This is a genomic window from Sulfurimonas sp. NW9, assembly GCF_051132275.1.
Classification (GTDB): domain Bacteria; phylum Campylobacterota; class Campylobacteria; order Campylobacterales; family Sulfurimonadaceae; genus Sulfurimonas; species Sulfurimonas hydrogeniphila.
Window position 1 is genome coordinate 1,937,850 of record NZ_CP093236.1, and the last position, 16,413, is coordinate 1,954,262.

Sequence of the window (16,413 nt, forward strand, 5' to 3'; positions counted from 1 at the left end):
AAACTTGTTTCTTAGATGAGTTGTGCTTAAAAAAGAAGCGAAGCATACTTTAGTATGTGAGTTTCTTTTTTAAGTGCAAATCGCTAAGAAATGGTGGAGAATAGCGGGATCGAACCGCTGACCTCCTGCGTGCAAGGCAGGCGCTCTCCCAGCTGAGCTAATTCCCCATTTTATAATCGTAATTCAAATGAACACAGATCACTGAAAACTAAGCAAGTAAGTTAACTTTTGAAACAACTAATAAACTATTTCTCGTGTGAGATTTTCTTGTGTTGAGCCACTCAATCGAATGAGTGCTCTTTACTCTAGAAAGGAGGTGATCCAACCGCAGGTTCTCCTACGGTTACCTTGTTACGACTTCACCCCAGTCGCTAATTCCACCGTAAGCGGTAGCCCCCCGAAGGTTGGCTTCCCGATTTCGGGTGAAATCAACTCCCATGGTGTGACGGGCGGTGAGTACAAGACCCGGGAACGTATTCACCGTAGCATTGCTGATCTACGATTACTAGTGATTCCAGCTTCATGGAGTCGAGTTGCAGACTCCAATCCGAACTGAGAGACGCTTTAAGTGATTAGCTCCACCTCGCGGTATCGCAACACTCTGTACGCCCCATTGTAGCACGTGTGTAGCCCTAGCCATAAGGGCCATGATGACTTGACGTCGTCCTCACCTTCCTCCTCCTTACGAAGGCAGTCTCCTTAGAGTGCTCAGCTTAACCTGCTAGCAACTAAGGACGAGGGTTGCGCTCGTTGCGGGACTTAACCCAACATCTCACGACACGAGCTGACGACAGCCGTGCAGCACCTGTTTTCGAGCTCCCCGAAGGGCACCCCGCCATCTCTGGCAGGTTCTCTCAATGTCAAGGCTAGGTAAGGTTCTTCGCGTATCTTCGAATTAAACCACATGCTCCACCACTTGTGCGGGTCCCCGTCTATTCCTTTGAGTTTTAATCTTGCGACCGTACTCCCCAGGCGGTTCACTTAATCTGTTAAGTGCATCACCGCCCTGACTAGCAGAGCGACGACTAGTGAACATCGTTTAGGGCGTGGACTACCAGGGTATCTAATCCTGTTTGCTCCCCACGCTTTCACGCCTTAGCGTCAGTTATGTTCCAGGAGATCGCCTTCGCTTTCGGTATTCCTAGTGATATCTACGGATTTTACCCCTACACCACTAATTCCATCTCCCCCTCCCATACTCTAGGTCGGCAGTTTCAAATGCAGTTCTACAGTTAAGCTGTAGGATTTCACATCTGACTTGCCAACCCGCCTACGCGTCCTTTACGCCCAGTGATTCCGAATAACGCTTGCACCCTCCGTATTACCGCGGCTGCTGGCACGGAGTTAGCCGGTGCTTATTCATATGCTACCGTCATTTTCTTGACATATAAAAGGAGTTTACACACCGAAATGCGTCATCCTCCACGCGGCGTTGCTGCATCAGGGTTTCCCCCATTGTGCAATATTCCTCACTGCTGCCTCCCGTAGGAGTCTGGTCCGTGTCTCAGTACCAGTGTGGCGGATCATCCTCTCAAACCCGCTACCCGTCATCGCCTTGGTAGTCTCTTACACTACCAACTAGCTGATGGGATATAGACCGATCCCTTGGCGGAATCCATTTCCCGACTTATCTTGTGATAAGAAGGAGTATCCGGTATTAATCATCGTTTCCAATGGCTATCCCGGTCCAAGGGGCACATTATCTATATATTACTCACCCGTGCGCCACTCGTCAGCATAGTAGCAAGCTACCATCTGTTACCGTTCGACTTGCATGTGTTAAGCACGCCGCCAGCGTTCATTCTGAGCCAGGATCAAACTCTCCATAATTGTTATTACAGAAAGATAAGTAAACTTATTACTGATCTTTTGCCCAAGATTATTAAATCATTGGCTTTGTTATTTTAAGTCTTAATAAAACTGCTTAAGGTTCTATTACTAGACTGTTGTATGTTCTGTGCCATTTCAAGCACAGAATAATAGTTATCTATTACTATTAAGGGAACCATACAGGCAAGCCTGTATGGATTTCAAAATAGAATAGACGGTTGTTGTTTATTAGTTATTTCTAAGTAATTTATCTCTTTAACTCTAAAGCTAAAAAGTCTCTTACTTGCTTAGTTTTCAATGATCTCAAACATTTTTAAAAGCTTCTACTCGAAGTCTCTTCAGGCCTTTTAAATCAGGTCTCTCTGTTTGTGGATGGGAATTATAGGGGAGTATTGCTTAGAGACTGCTTAATGTTTGGTGGGTTTTTTAAAAAGTTTTTGAAGTTTTTTATTTGTTACTTTTTATAGAAGTTTGACTCAAACAAACTTCTAACTGTTTACTTCAATATATACAGGTTCAGAAAAATTTGGAACATCATCATATGAAAATACTGCATAATATTTATGAACATTCAAATCACCAAAATTATCATACGTATAATTATCACTGCCGCCATAGAGTTTTTGTCCATCATAAGGAGAGCATGGAACCTTGAATCTGTTTTTTACAACAATCACACCTCTGTAGCCATCGTCTTCAGGACTTTCCCACTGCAGTTTTATTATTCCGTTTTCCATACTTGCCCGTAAGTTCTCTACCTGTTTTGGCGGATTTTTCCTTTTACGGATGTAATCCAGAGTTAAAACCGGTTTATCTATTTTTTTATTGTCTATCCAGTTTACATCAGCATTTTTGGACATCTCAGTTTCTGATGAAGCGGAAATTACAAAAAAGGCTTTCTTCTTTTCTTTTGCCAACTCAAGCATTTCCTGAATTGCATATGTATCAAAAACAAATCTCTGTTTTGAAGACCTCTTGATCTCTGTAATACTTACGTCATATCCGATTCTCTCAATAATGTTTCTGTTTTTTATCTTCTCATAGGTAATTTCACCTGTAATCGGTTCCACCAGTTCTATATGAAAACGTAAATTATTCTCTTTTGCATTCACCTGATATGCCTGTAAATCTATATACGCATCAGATACTACGGTATTTTCCATATCCGGTAAATTCAATAAATCAAATTCAATGCATGCATATTTCAGGTTGCCACTTGCGTCATATCCGGATTTAAGCGCACTGTCTTTTATATTGTCATGATTGACTGTAAACTCATAAGAAGATTGAATATCCAGTTTTGCTTCATGTATGGTATACGAAATATCAAGCTTTGGTCTGTAGGTTAATCCTCCACTGAATTTTCCATATCCGATATCCCACTGCATCAACTGAGAAGACCTGTCAAGCGGCAAAGAGGTCGGTCCTTGCATTCTAAAATATGCTTCTCGTCTTTTTAAAGCTTTTTCAAGAACTTTTATTTCCTGTTCTGCAAATTGATATTCTCTCCATATACCCTGAGCCAATTGATGTGAAGAGGTTGGTCGATCTATATAAGAAAGCATTTTTGCATTTTTTATATCATCAAAACTGTCTATTTTGTCTATTGTACGCTCATCCATCTGTCCAACCCGCCACTGACCATAGCGCTCAACCTGTACAGCAACCCGGTTCATCGGATAAAATGAAATTTTTGCTGCTGTAATAATCGCATTTTCCGGAATTGTCATTAAGGAAAATCCACACACTCCGTAACACTCCCCTTTTTGTTCTGAAATTCCGACAAACAGAGAATTGTTCCCAAAATGATCTTTGTTCTTTTGTGTCTTTTCTCCGACATATCCTATTTTGCTTGCAATGGGATATAAAATTTTGGAAAACATATTTTCAGCCGGTTTTGTTCTTACCGCAACAAGTTGAGCATAAGGTGATTTAATTGACTTGTCCTTGCAGACCGCACGAATATAATAATAATAATTTGTCGAACTCTTTAAATTGGAATCTGTAAAACTTTTCATTTTTGTCATGGCAATTCGATTGGAGGCCTGCGCAAATCCTTTGAGTTTTGTTGAACGATAAATTTCAAAATAAATTGTTTCGTCTTCTATATACTCCCAGCTAAGTTCTACCTCTTTTGCCCCAATGCCTGTTGCCACAAAATTTTCAACACGTTGTAAATTGTTTTCTTTTTTGTAATTGTTTACTTCGGAGAGAGCCATAATCAAAGCTGGAATATTTTCCTGGATATTCTCACTCATATTCTCAATATAGTCACTGATGTTTCTCGTTCCGACTTCTGCTACTAGCGAAAGGATTCCCTGAGAATAGTAAAACTCGCGTCCGCTTCCTGAAATGAGATGCACAGGCGGTTTTCCCATATGAATGCCGTATTCACGAGAAGACTCTTTTCTTATTTCTTCTGCCATATTTCCCGCCAGAAGATTTAAGTCAACAGCATCCTCCGCATCTTCATGAATAAAATTGTGTGCAGGAAAAAATACATTGCCCTGAGAATGGTAGTCCAAAGCAATTGTAATATTTTTGCGTTCGAGTATAAAATCTCTAATGGCTGCGGTTTCCGGTTCACTGAACGGTTTCGGACCAGAGTAGACATTCGAAGTATAATTTTTGTTCGGAGTAAAACCTACACTGAAATTTCTGTTTAAATCAACCCCGTAACTTCCGTCAGGATTTTTTCTACGGTTTTTTCTCCAAAAAGAAAAATGGTTTCTTGAGTATTCGAAACCATCCGGATTTGCACAGGGGAACCATATAGAGTGTTGTATTGTCCAATATTTTGTTAAGTTGTGGTTCATAATCAATATGTTCTAAAATATATTTTGCAAAAGCAAGAGAAAGTTCTATTCCAATCCATTCTCTTGCATGAATTGTACCTGTGTAAAAAAGTGCAGGTTTTTTCAGATGTGCCTCTACATTTTTAGTAATTGAGACAGCAATGATATCTCTGCTTTCCCATGTTTGTCCTATTGTTTCTACTTTAACAAGATTTGGATGTCTCTTTTGAGCAGAATTAAAAAAATTTATACATTCATCATATGAACTATATTGTTGTCTCAAGCCATTGCCTTCATTTTTTTGAAATGATACTCTTACTTCGTTTTTCTGTCAATTAAATCCACAATTAAATCAATTTTTTTGTCATTAAAGTTTAATCCCATTTTTTCCTGTTCAGGAGTAGCAAAAGCGGGAATACCGTTTACTTCCAAAACAATATACTCTTCTTTTTCTCTGTCATAAATAATATCTACGCCACCAATATCCACACCTGTTGCTTTGCATGCTTTTTTTGCAATACTGACAACTTCGTCATTTGCTTCACGTACAAAAACACTGCCGCCGCTTGTCACATTTGTACGCCAGTCAGTTCCGCTGGCTTTTCTTCCGTAACACGAAACAAATTCTCCGTCAACAATATCAACTCTGAAATCCGTATTATCATAATCAATAAATTTTTCTACATAAAAATAGCGCAGATCCATCTGATTTAAAAAAGGCATAAGCATATCCAGGCTTGCTTCATTCTCGATTTTGGTAAGTCCCACACCACCCCAGCCATCAGTAGGCTTGTAGACCATTTTGTCCCATTTTTTAATGATTTTTTTAAGTTCATGCCCATCATCCCGATGACACAGCTTATAATCAGCTGTTTTCACACCGCTGTTTCTCAGAACAAACGAGGTCTGAAACTTATCTTCTGTCAAAGCAAAAGACTCATAAGAGTTAATCATCGGAATAATTCGGTTTAATGCCTGATACAGGTACATTTGATACTGTGTCTGTTCCCCTGCATTATAGGAAAAAAATAGATCCAGTGTATCGAGTTTTTCTCCATGATACTCTTTTCCGTGATAGAGTATATGCGCATTTTTTGCAATCGCATGACGCAAATTAATATCGTTTAATACTTCAATGTTTCTTTCTTTGAGTTTTTTAATTATTTTTTTTGCTATTTTGTCTCCGCCGCCATTCTTATATAACCACATGCCGATTTTTCTTTTTTTCATTGACATCCCCTAAAATTTTAAATTTTTTATAAAATACCCAAAGAGCTTTCTGCTCATCTCTATGCGACGGACAAAACTCTCCTTGCTCGCCCGCTCTTTTACTGTATGATCTCCGTCACCAAACGGTCCGAAACCATCAAGTGTCACAACACCACATGCGCTGACAATATTTGCATCACTCACTCCGCCTCTTTCTTCCGCGGATATTTGCTGTTGTGTAATCTTTTCTATTTTTTTAAGTAGAGCGATTGAATCCTCTGTTGTCTGCATCACATCTCTTTGTATACCACCGCTTAATGTTGCTTTTACGCCATCAACAACAGAGCTTTGCACAATCTTTTCTATGGCTGCCAACACTCTCTCTTTCTCAGCAGAATATTTGTATCTCAATTCAAAAACCAATTGTGCCTGCGGAGAGACAGTGTTTGCCCCTATTCCTCCCATAATTTTTCCGACATTAACCGTTGTGCCTTTGTCCAGGTCTGTCAACTGCACAAGTTTTTGCAGCTTGTATGCAAGTTCTAAATTTGCATCACAGCCCTCACTGTAATGATTGCCTGCATGGGCTGCTTTGCCCTCTATGTCAACAAAGAAAGTTCCTACACCTTTTCGTCCGGTTACAAGTTCCAAATGCGCACCGGCCGCTTCATACACAAAACAATACGCATACTCTTTGGCAAGTTCAGCAGTCAGATATTTGGAATCATCACTCCCAGTCTCTTCATCACTGACCAAAAGAATATCAATATTTTGAATTTTCACGCCTTTACATGTAAGCTGGCGCAGTGCTTCAAGCAGTACAATATTGCCGCCTTTCATATCACATACACCCGGCCCGTATACCCAGGTGTCATCTTCTGTAAAATATTCAAATTTTCCGGGAGGAAAAACCGTGTCAATATGTCCGAGCAAAAGTAATTTTGGAGAATTCTTTACATGTAAAGACTTGTAGTAACGATGATCACCGACATTGTTGCGTTTGTAAATGACCGTTTCAAAACCCAATGCCCCAAACCATTCATCAAAAATTTCACCGACAAGGTTCACACCTTCTGTGTTTTTTGTATAGGAATTTATTTCTACGACCTTTTTTAAGTCTGCTATGTAGTTCATTGTTATCCAAATAATGTCTATTTTTATTGATTATACTATGAATTTGTTATTTATGCTAAAAAGTTAGATTAATTTTTACGGAGTTTAAAAAATATGTGTAATGTGGGAATGTTATAAAATATGAAGAAGGCAAGAGCCCAGAAGAATTATTTTCTTCTAAGTTCTTTAATACGGGCTTTTTTACCGGCAAGTGCACGAAGATAAAAAAGTTTTGCACGACGAACACGACCGCGACGAATCACTTTAATTTCATTGATTGAGTCAGAATAAACTGGGAAAATTCTCTCAATACCAACACCGTTAGCACCGATTTTGCGTACTGTAATTGTTTGCCCTGTTCCCTGACCACGCTTAGCTATACAAACACCCTCGTAGTTTTGTACACGAGTTTTGTCACCTTCTTTAATTGTTACTGCTAAATTTACAGTATCCCCGGCACGAAAATCTGGAATATTTTTCTCAGCAGTTTGTGCTTTTTCAAAGTTTTCAATATACTTATTTCTCATAAGACTAGATCCTTAATTTATTTCATAAATGAAGGAAACCCTCCATTTGATTTATAACGAGAATGGAAATAATTCCTTTCTCTACGTTAACACTTTGTTTTTCTCGGCGAAAAGCCCATCGCACTGGTGCGATTTAGCGTAATCGTTCTTCCGATTTGTGCTTTAATAGCTGTTCTGGTCTAAAGAATTTGGTCTTTGCTTCAGACAAGGCTAATTTTAGTGAGCGAATTTTACTATGATTTCCCTTTAAGTATTCTGATGGAACACTTAAACCTTCATAGTTTTGTGGTTTTGAAAATGACGGTGCTTCCAAAAGCGGCGTTTCAAAACTCTCAATCTCCAAAGATTCAGAATTCCCCAAAACACCCTCTATATTTCTGCTTACAGCATCACATATAACCAGAGAGGCGAGTTCGCCTCCTGTTAAAATATAATCACCGATAGAAAATACTTCATCCGCATATTTTTCAATAACTCTTTCATCTATTCCCTCATATCTTCCACTCACAAAAGCTATATGGGTTTTCTTTGCCAAACGCTTTGCATCATTCTGTACAAAAGGTTTGGCAACCGGAGTCAAAAAAATGATATGAACATTTTCATCTTTATTTTTCAAATCATCCAGTGCATCAAAAAGCGGCTGTGGATTCATTACCATTCCCGCACCGCCGCCTACTGCCGTATCATCAACTTTAGAGTGTTTGTTCTTTGAGTAATCCCGAGGATTCAAATAGTCTATCTTTATGATATCCTTCTCAATGGCCCGTTTCAAAATCGAATCTTTAAAATAGCCTTCAATCAGAGCAGAAAAAAGAGTAACAAAAGTAAAGCGCATTCAAGAAGCTTCCAGGATATCAACAGCACCACTGAGTGTGATGCGTTTGTTCTCAATGTCAACTTCCACTTTAAACGGTTCAATAAAAGGAACCAAAAAGCTCTTGGCCAAACCGCTTTCGACTAAACTTTCATCCGTAACAATACTTAAATAATTGGTAGTATTGAATCTCTCTATCTCTTTTACTCTGCCAAGACATTTGTCATCTTCATAGACTTCACAATCTTCCAAATCAAACCAGAAATACTCACCCTCTTCCAAATGACAGTTTTTTCTTGTCTCTTCGTAGGTGGTAAAAAGTTTTGCATTTGTAAACTTTTTGGCATCTTCAGGATTTGCAATGCTGTTAATGCGAACCAATCCACGATTCAAATCAACATCACTTAAAGTAATGCGCTCACTTTTATTGATTAAAAAAGTGGCTCCCTTAACAAACTGTTCAGGAAAATCGCACTTAAGATGCAATTTCATATCTCCATGAATGCCGACGGTTTTACCAATCGTTGCTATATGCAACAACTTTTCTTTACTAGACTGCTTCGACATTGATACGGTAACTCACACCATCTTTTGCTTTACATCCGGAAATCACAGTTTTAATAGCACCAATCATCTTACCGCTTTTTCCTATTAATTTCCCTATATCTGCCTGGTTTGCGTAGAGAACTATTTCTGTTATTTCATCGCCCTCTTGAACTTCAACTCTGATATCATCGGGGTGTGATGCTATCAGTCTTGCAAATTGTGCGACAAAATCAGCAATCATAATTAACGACCAGTGATCTTTTTCACACGATCACTCATCTGAGCACCGACGCCCAACCAGTAATCAACTCTTTCATTGTCAACTTTCAGCTCTTTTGTCATTGGATTGTAATATCCGATAAGTTCTATCCAACCACCATCTCTACGTTTACGGCTGTCTGTTACCGCGATACGGTAAAATGGTCTTTTCTTTCTTCCCATACGAGTAAGTCTAATTACTGTCATTTTGTTTCCTGTTTTTTTATTTACCTGTTACCGGTTACATGTATACATATTGAGAGTTTATTACTATAAATGCTAAGTTTTTTTGGGAAGGTATAAATGCAGAAGAGTCTTTTTTCTCTTAAATAATTTTGCTTCCCTCTTACCATCTCTATAGTTGGATGTACACATGTAACCGGTAAACAGGCTACAAATCTTTTTATCACAGAGGTATTGTTTAAAAAGATTTATTTGAAATGGAATTATATCCACTTTTTTCTTAAATTACAATCTCTATCTTGGCAGGCCACCCATACCTCCTGGTCCGCCTGCCTGGCCCATCATCGACTGAAGCTGCTTCATACCGTTTTTGCCGGAAAATTTCTTTGCCATTTTCCCTGCATTTTTAAACTGCTTGATCATTCTGTTTATTTCAACGATATCAAGGCCGCACCCTTTTGCAATTCTTTGCTTTCTTGAGTTATTTAACAGGTCGGGGTTTTCTCGCTCTTTTTTTGTCATTGAAGCAACCATGGCTTTGATATTTTTAAGCTCTCCGGAGTTTTCAAAATCAAAATCCTTAATCGCTTTGGACATATTGCCCATGCCCGGAATCATTCCTATGATAGAACTCATGCTTCCCATTTTTTTCATCTGTTCCATCTGTTCTAAAAAATCATTAAAGTTAAATTTGCCTTTTTGAATTTTTTTTGTCAGTTTTTTCGCCTGTTTTTCATCAATAACATTCGTTACTTTTTCCGCAAGTCCTTCTACATCACCAAAACCCATCAGACGGTTGACAATACGCTCCGGTAAAAAGACTTCCAAATCTTCCATTTTTTCACCCAGACCGATAAAACGAAGCGGTACCTGTACCTGAGATGAAAGACCCAAAGCAACACCGCCCTTTGCATCTCCGTCGTATTTGGAAAGAATTACGCCGTCAATCCCGATTTTTTCTTTAAAACTCGTTGCTGTGCGTACGGCATCCTGCCCTGTCAAAGAGTCGGCCACATAAAAGATTTCATCAGGATTTGCCGCTTTTTTTACATTTTCAAGCTCATCCATAAGTTCTTCATCAATAGCCAGACGACCGGCCGTATCTATAAGCACAACATCGAAAATCTTGGAATCAGCATACTCTAATGCAGACTGTACAACATCTACAGGATTTTTTGTTGCTTCATCTTCATACAATTCAACTTCAATTTGTGCGGTAATCTGGCGTAATTGTTCTACCGCGGCAAGACGTTGCAAGTCAGCTGCAACAACAAGTACTTTTTTGCCTTTGTTTTTAAGATAATTTGCAAGCTTACCGGTTGTAGTTGTTTTACCAGACCCCTGCAGTCCTGTCATCAAAATCACAGTCGGAGGGTTGGGAGCAAAGACGAATCCTCGGTTGCCGCCTACATCTAAGAGTTCGTTGAGAGTTTCACGTAAGGCTTCAAGAAACTGGTCTTTGCCTATCCCTTTTTCTTTTGTACGCAGTTGTACTTTTTGAATCAGTTCTTTGACGACTTTATGGTTGACATCCGCTTTTAAAAGATTTTTTTTCAGTTCATTGAGTGCTTTGGAGAGTGCCTTGTCATCATCGTGAAAACGAATCTTTTTTATTGCATTTGTAAACGAATCTGTTAAAGTACCGAACATGAAAACACCTCTTTTATTCTATATAAATTTTTTCGAAATTGTAACTAAGTTTTTCTTAATTATTCAAATGTAACAAAGCTTTTGGGCTCTTTTGCCACAAACTCCATTCCAAGAAGTCTGACTTTATGGGCATGGAGCATCACGCGTTTTGCACGACGCCCGCCATACTGCTCGTCACCGACTATAGGATGGTCAATATAACGTGCATGGACTCTTATCTGATGTGTGCGCCCATTGTGAATAATACATTTGACTTTTGTTTTTTTGGCACTGACAATATCAGGAAAAAACTCCGTTCTCGCCGGTTTTCCTTTTGGAGAAACATTTGAGTAGGCTTTGTTGTTTTTTTTCTGTGTAGTAATTGCTTTGTCTACTTCAATCGGCTCGGTCATTATTCCCTCAACCCAGGCGATATACTCTTTGTAGACTTTGTCATCACGAAACTCTTTGATAGCACGCTGACGAAATTCCTCATTTTTTACAAGCATTAAAACACCGCTTGTTTCGCGGTCGAGTCTGTGCAACAGTACCGCCGGTTTAAATTGACGCTCTATCTCGTCCGAGTTTACATGTGCCGGCTTATCGACTACAACAATGTCATCATTTTCAAAAATAGGCTTAACGTGTTCTACTTTTTCTACTCTGAATATCGTTCGCTCATCAATTTCACCACGGGCAATCATCACTTTTTTGTTGCCGACATACACAAGTCCTCTGTCTATCATAGACTTTGCATTGGAATTGGAAATTCCCTCTTGCTGTGCCAATAATTTATACGCTTTTTCTGTTGCCATTTTACCAGCTCCTTTTAATTTTTTAATATTTTTTGAACCACGGGTTCCAGGTTTATCTGCTCTTCTACCATTGAAGGCGGCAACTCCTTTGTCATCTCAAGTGCATCGGCTATTTCATCCGGCTCAACATACTGCACGTGATGGACATATTTAAACAACTCTTTTTGGTGAAAAAAATGCTTTCCTGTAATTATTTTACATCCGAAATAAGCCGGTTCGAGCGGATTGTGCCCACCGACATCATTTTTAAAAGCACCCCCTAATATGGCTATGTCGCTGATGGCATAAATATTGTTGAGTTCACCCATCATATCGACTAAAATCAAATCACCTGCAAAACTCTTTCCTTCTGAAAAACGGGAAACAGTGGCATTATTTTGCCTGCCGTATCGTTCCATTAAGCTATATACCTCTGCAAAACGTTCCGGATGACGGGGAACAATTACAAGTTTTGCCTCTTTGCTCTTTTCATAGGCAAAAAATGCCTCTAAAATGCTTTGTTCCTCACCAGGATGGGTACTTCCAGCTACAATTACTTCCGCATCGGGCTTTTCGTATTCTTTTGTTTTTTTGATTTCACCTGCCAATTTTATATTGCCAATCACTTCAATGTGTTTTGCACCCAAGGCCAAAAATCTGTTTTTGTCACTTTCGCTTTGAGCATAGACCATATCTACATTCTCTAAAAGTTTTTTATAAAACCAGGCAAACTTCATATATTTTTTGACACTTTTATCTGAAATTCTGGCATTAAGCAAAATAACTTCTGCACCGCGTGAACGCGCTATGCTAAAGAGCAGATACCAAAATTCTGCCTCAAGTACAATAAGCTTTTTCTGCGGTTTGACCCAAAACGGCAGATACATTTCATACGGAAGATAACGTACCTCTGCATTATATTTTTTTGCTTCATTGTGTCCGGTTTGTGTAATCGTTGTCACAAGTATCTTTTTATTTGCCAATAGATCCAGAAGCGGTTTAAGGGCTCTGGCTTCACCTAAAGAGCAGACATGAAACCAAATTGCATTTGTACTGCGAAACGGAGGGTTCTTAAAAAGAAAAAAACGTGCAGGAATTGATTCTTTGTATTTTTTTTTAAAAGCAAGCAATATCAAAAGAGGCAATGCTGTTATAAACAGCATTACACTCAGTACATAATAGAAAAGGAAAAACGGCTTCAAGCCTACTCTTCGTTAACTTTCACATAAAGGATGCGTCCGCAGTGGGGACATGTAGTGATATCTTCACCTTTTATGACATCAGCATAAACCTTATCGCCTATTATCATATGGCATCCCATACATGCCTGTTCTTCAACAGGAACCACTGTTGTGTTTTTTGCCCAACGACGGATTTTTTGATAAAAAGCAAGCCCTTTTTGATTGATATCTGACAAAAGAGTCTCTTTTCTTTTGAAAACCTCTTGTCTCTCTTTGTGTATTTTTTCAAGTTTTGTATCTACATCAGCTTTTACACTTTCCAAATTTGCATTTAACTCTTCCAGAGCATTTTTTGCAGCTTCAATCTGCTCTTTTTTTGCTTCAATGATTTTTTCAAGTCTTTGAATCTCTTCATTTGCAAATGTGACCTGCTCTTTGGCAATCTCTTCTTCAAGCTGCAGCGATTTCATCTCACGTTCTGTTTTTACTTCAGAGCTTTTTTTTACATTCTCTTCAAGTTTTTGTGAAAGTTCCGAGAGATGCAGTTCGTTTTTTGCTTTTTTAACTTCTTCGTCTTTGATTTCATTCGTTAAATTTTCAATATCTGACTCTATGCTCTTTGTTTTTGCAAGAGCCGCTTCATAATTTGCATTTGCTTCTTCAATCTGAGGTTCAAATGCGTCTATCTCTTTATCTATAATTGACAGATCGATTAATTGTTTTAAGTGCTTGTTCATTGGGATCCTTTAGGGGTTTACTTCTACCATTACCTGTATTATTAGACCTAAATATATGTAAATGGGTTTTCTGATGATGCAATTATAACTTCTAAACCTAAAATTTTCAAATGCTTTTGCATAATTTGTGCAAAAAAGTACTCACTTTCATAGTGTCCGATGTCAATTAAAGACAATTTTATACTTTTTGCCTCCATTGCATCATGATATTTTACATCACCTGTCAAAAAGCAGTCAGCATCCAGACTCTTCATCAAAGAACATCCCGATCCTGTTGTCAGGGCCACTTTTTTTACTCTTTGCGCACACTTAACTGTTCTTGCACATTTAAGTCCAAATGCTTTTGAAACATGTTTTGCGAATATATCAAAATCTTCATTCACTTCCAGGTATGCAACAAAACCGTCTTTTTTACAAATTTCGTATCCGAGTATCTCTTTTGCAACATATTCGTTTAAGTGTGTCTGGTCAAAATTTGTATGCATCGCAATATTTGAAATATTTTTTTTAATCATTTTTTGAATCAAATTTGCAGGATATTTAGAGAACTCAAGTTGTTTGAGTCCGCCAAAAATAATAGGATGGTGCGTAATAAGCAGCGTATTTTCATCCAAAGAATCAATCAGTTTTTCATCTACATCAATACTCAAAGCAATTTTTGAAATATCATCTTTGAAATCACCTATCAAAAGACCGGAATTATCCCATGACTCCTGAATATCAAAAGGAGAAAGCTCATTGAGATATTTGTATATTTCCAATATTTTCACAGCGATTCTCCCTTCTTGATTTTTTTCAGTTCCTCTTTTGCTTCTTTAAATTCAGGGTCAAGTTCTATCGCTTTTTCATACATTCCTTTTGCTTCATCAAAATGCTTCATATCAACAAGCAGATTCCCGTAATTATAGTAGGTAATAGGGTTTGTGGCATCAATTTCAAGCGACTTGTTGAGATGATTTCTTGCACTCGCATATTCACCCGCTTTTCTATACAGGGATGCCATCGCCTGATGGATATAGGTATTGTTCGGGTCCAGTTCCAACGCTTCTTTGTAATACTCCATAGCCTCATCATCCCTGTTTTGCTGTGCAAGTGTATAACCCATTTTAAAGAGTGTTTCAGGGTTCTTTGGATCTTTAATATTTGCCTCGCTATAAATGGCAAGCGCTTTTTGCAAATCTCCCTTTTGCATCTCTTCATCGGCTTTTTCCACCAAAGAGGAGGCATCAAAAGGGGAAAATGCCTCAGCACTTCGTTCACCTTGAGCACCTGTGTGCTGTTGGTCCTGCGGATCTTTAAGTGTTTGTATATGTTCGTAAATTTTGTATGCAAAAAAAGCAGAGGCTCCAAGCATAAGTAACTGAAAAAGTGTCATAATTGTTTTCCTATTTATTTAAAATTAAATTATTATTAAGTAATGTTATAAGTTGCAACGGATCAACTTGTACACCGGCAATTCTAGCTGAAAAATGCAAATGAGGACCTGTTACCCTGCCGCTTTTTCCTGATAAGCCCAAAAGTTCTCCTTTTTGGACAAGCTGACCTGTTTTGACATTGAATTTACTCATATGAAAATAACAGGTATAAATGCCTTCACCGTGATCAATGACAACAGTGCCTCCCGAATAAAATCTTTTTTTGACCAAAACGACTTTTCCGTCATTGGACGCTCTAATCGGTGTGCCTGTTTTCGCCCGAAAATCCGTCCCGCTGTGATACCCTTTCAAAGCTCCGTTATAAATTCTTGCTGTACCAAAAGCACTTGTAATTTTACTCTCCACCGGCAAGATAAAATCTGAATGCATATAGCTTTTGTTTGTTATTGTATGATAAATTTTCATAGCTTCCCTGTACTCTTTTGCGATTCTTTTTTTTATCTTGGGCAGCGTCGGATTTACTTTCGAAGCGCTTACACGGATGGTTTCTTTTTTGTATTTTGCATCTTTGATTGTAAGAGAAAGCTCTTTGTGTTTTTTTATCCCGTTTTGCAGATAAATAACTTTCACGGTTTTTTGAGCAGGTTTGTCGTAGTAGGAGACGGGAATCAAGGCATAATATTCACTCCTGTTCAAAGGATTCGGAAAAATTTTTATCTTTTTTTCTTCAAAAAAGAGTGCTTTGTATTCAATGCCTTTTTCTTTTGCAAACTTCACCAGTACTGTCTTGCCGTTACCTACCTCATCATTGACTATCTTTACATGTAAAGCAAAAAGAGAGGAGACAAAAAAGCACAAAAAAAGCAAAAGTTTCATTAATAATCCTTCATCGCCCTTTGAATGTCTCTCTTTTGGTCTTTCTCTTTTAGATCATTTCTTTTGTCATGCAGCAGTTTTCCTTTTGCTATGGCAATTTGCAGCTTTGCAATGTTGCGTTTGTTAAAATAGAGCTGCAAAGGCACAATGGTATACCCGTCACGTGCTACAGCCTTTTGCATTTTCTCTAACTCTTTTTTGTGCAGAAGCAGTTTTCTTGCCCCGCGCTCTTCATGCCCGTAATAATGGTGCGTCGTCTCGAGTCTGCCGATATGCGCATTAAACAAAAAAGCCTCTCCGTTGACAAAGCGGATAAAACTGTCTTTAAGATTAACGCGATGCGCACGTATGCCTTTGACCTCGCTCCCTGTAAGAACCAGCCCTGCTTCAAACTTCTCTTCAATAAAATAATCATGATACGCTTTTTTGTTTTTTGCTATTGTTTCACCCATAATCCACTTCCTTCTAAACTGTATAGCCTAAAATATTTCTGCTATTTTAGCATGCATTCATTAAGGTTTGGATTGTTAAAGAGATGTTTATTG

General features: G+C 38.4%; 17 protein-coding genes, 1 tRNA gene and 1 rRNA gene. All 19 read right to left on the bottom strand.

What is annotated here, in order from left to right; translation table 11 throughout:
* Positions 1-91 precede the first annotated feature (91 nt).
* The 19 genes from MLC44_RS11005 to smpB all read right to left on the bottom strand — a co-directional run bounded on the left by MLC44_RS11005 (position 92) and on the right by smpB (position 16,320).
* Positions 92-167 (bottom strand) — tRNA-Ala (locus MLC44_RS11005).
* A gap of 142 nt (positions 168-309) precedes the next feature.
* Positions 310-1,830: ribosomal RNA gene (locus MLC44_RS11010) — 16S ribosomal RNA — on the bottom strand.
* Between the two features lie 488 nt (positions 1,831-2,318).
* Positions 2,319-4,646 carry a M14 family zinc carboxypeptidase gene (locus MLC44_RS11015; protein ID WP_434657359.1) on the bottom strand — a complete coding sequence of 776 codons (2,328 nt, stop codon included), beginning with the start codon at positions 4,644-4,646 and terminating at the stop codon, positions 2,319-2,321.
* Complete coding sequence (locus MLC44_RS11020) at positions 4,528-4,908, bottom strand: M14 family zinc carboxypeptidase (RefSeq protein ID WP_434657361.1); 381 nt, start codon at positions 4,906-4,908, stop codon at positions 4,528-4,530. The genes MLC44_RS11015 and MLC44_RS11020 overlap by 119 nt, the downstream gene beginning before the upstream one ends.
* Positions 4,909-4,940: 32 nt before the next feature.
* Positions 4,941-5,855 carry an ATP-grasp domain-containing protein gene (locus MLC44_RS11025; RefSeq protein WP_151899618.1) on the bottom strand — a complete coding sequence of 305 codons (915 nt, stop codon included), beginning with the start codon at positions 5,853-5,855 and terminating at the stop codon, positions 4,941-4,943.
* Positions 5,856-5,864: 9 nt separating this feature from the next.
* Complete coding sequence (locus MLC44_RS11030) at positions 5,865-6,968, bottom strand: M20 family metallopeptidase (RefSeq protein WP_434657363.1); 1,104 nt, start codon at positions 6,966-6,968, stop codon at positions 5,865-5,867.
* 146 nt (positions 6,969-7,114) lie between these two features.
* The gene (rplS, locus tag MLC44_RS11035) at positions 7,115-7,474 is read right to left on the bottom strand and encodes a 50S ribosomal protein L19 (RefSeq protein ID WP_151899616.1); all 360 of its coding nucleotides are present in this window, start codon (positions 7,472-7,474) and stop codon (positions 7,115-7,117) included.
* A 133-nt stretch (positions 7,475-7,607) separates the two neighbouring features.
* Positions 7,608-8,309 (bottom strand): tRNA (guanosine(37)-N1)-methyltransferase TrmD, encoded by a 702-nt coding sequence (gene trmD / locus MLC44_RS11040; protein ID WP_151899615.1) that lies wholly within the window; start codon positions 8,307-8,309, stop codon positions 7,608-7,610.
* Positions 8,310-8,825, bottom strand: a complete 516-nt coding sequence (gene rimM, locus MLC44_RS11045; RefSeq protein ID WP_434657365.1) for a ribosome maturation factor RimM — start codon at positions 8,823-8,825, stop codon at positions 8,310-8,312.
* Between the two features lie 13 nt (positions 8,826-8,838).
* Complete coding sequence (locus MLC44_RS11050) at positions 8,839-9,075, bottom strand: KH domain-containing protein (protein WP_151899613.1); 237 nt, start codon at positions 9,073-9,075, stop codon at positions 8,839-8,841.
* Between the two features lie 2 nt (positions 9,076-9,077).
* On the bottom strand, positions 9,078-9,299 hold the full coding sequence (rpsP, locus tag MLC44_RS11055; RefSeq protein ID WP_151899612.1) for a 30S ribosomal protein S16: 222 nt from the start codon (positions 9,297-9,299) through the stop codon (positions 9,078-9,080).
* A 270-nt stretch (positions 9,300-9,569) separates the two neighbouring features.
* Positions 9,570-10,925, bottom strand: coding sequence for a signal recognition particle protein (gene ffh / locus MLC44_RS11060; protein WP_418640658.1), 1,356 nt, complete (start codon positions 10,923-10,925; stop codon positions 9,570-9,572).
* A 59-nt stretch (positions 10,926-10,984) separates the two neighbouring features.
* Positions 10,985-11,719, bottom strand: coding sequence for a pseudouridine synthase family protein (locus tag MLC44_RS11065; protein WP_151899610.1), 735 nt, complete (start codon positions 11,717-11,719; stop codon positions 10,985-10,987).
* A gap of 14 nt (positions 11,720-11,733) precedes the next feature.
* Complete coding sequence (gene waaA, locus MLC44_RS11070; protein WP_346389581.1) at positions 11,734-12,900, bottom strand: lipid IV(A) 3-deoxy-D-manno-octulosonic acid transferase; 1,167 nt, start codon at positions 12,898-12,900, stop codon at positions 11,734-11,736.
* A 2-nt stretch (positions 12,901-12,902) separates the two neighbouring features.
* Complete coding sequence (locus MLC44_RS11075) at positions 12,903-13,616, bottom strand: zinc ribbon domain-containing protein (RefSeq protein WP_346389582.1); 714 nt, start codon at positions 13,614-13,616, stop codon at positions 12,903-12,905.
* A 47-nt stretch (positions 13,617-13,663) separates the two neighbouring features.
* The gene (locus MLC44_RS11080) at positions 13,664-14,386 is read right to left on the bottom strand and encodes a Nif3-like dinuclear metal center hexameric protein (protein ID WP_151899607.1); all 723 of its coding nucleotides are present in this window, start codon (positions 14,384-14,386) and stop codon (positions 13,664-13,666) included.
* The gene (locus MLC44_RS11085; protein WP_346389584.1) at positions 14,383-14,991 is read right to left on the bottom strand and encodes a tetratricopeptide repeat protein; all 609 of its coding nucleotides are present in this window, start codon (positions 14,989-14,991) and stop codon (positions 14,383-14,385) included. The genes MLC44_RS11080 and MLC44_RS11085 overlap by 4 nt, the downstream gene beginning before the upstream one ends.
* 10 nt (positions 14,992-15,001) lie before the next feature.
* Complete coding sequence (locus MLC44_RS11090; protein WP_418640659.1) at positions 15,002-15,868, bottom strand: M23 family metallopeptidase; 867 nt, start codon at positions 15,866-15,868, stop codon at positions 15,002-15,004.
* Positions 15,868-16,320 carry an SsrA-binding protein SmpB gene (smpB, locus tag MLC44_RS11095; RefSeq protein ID WP_151899604.1) on the bottom strand — a complete coding sequence of 151 codons (453 nt, stop codon included), beginning with the start codon at positions 16,318-16,320 and terminating at the stop codon, positions 15,868-15,870. The genes MLC44_RS11090 and smpB overlap by 1 nt, the downstream gene beginning before the upstream one ends.
* Positions 16,321-16,413: the final 93 nt, after the last annotated feature.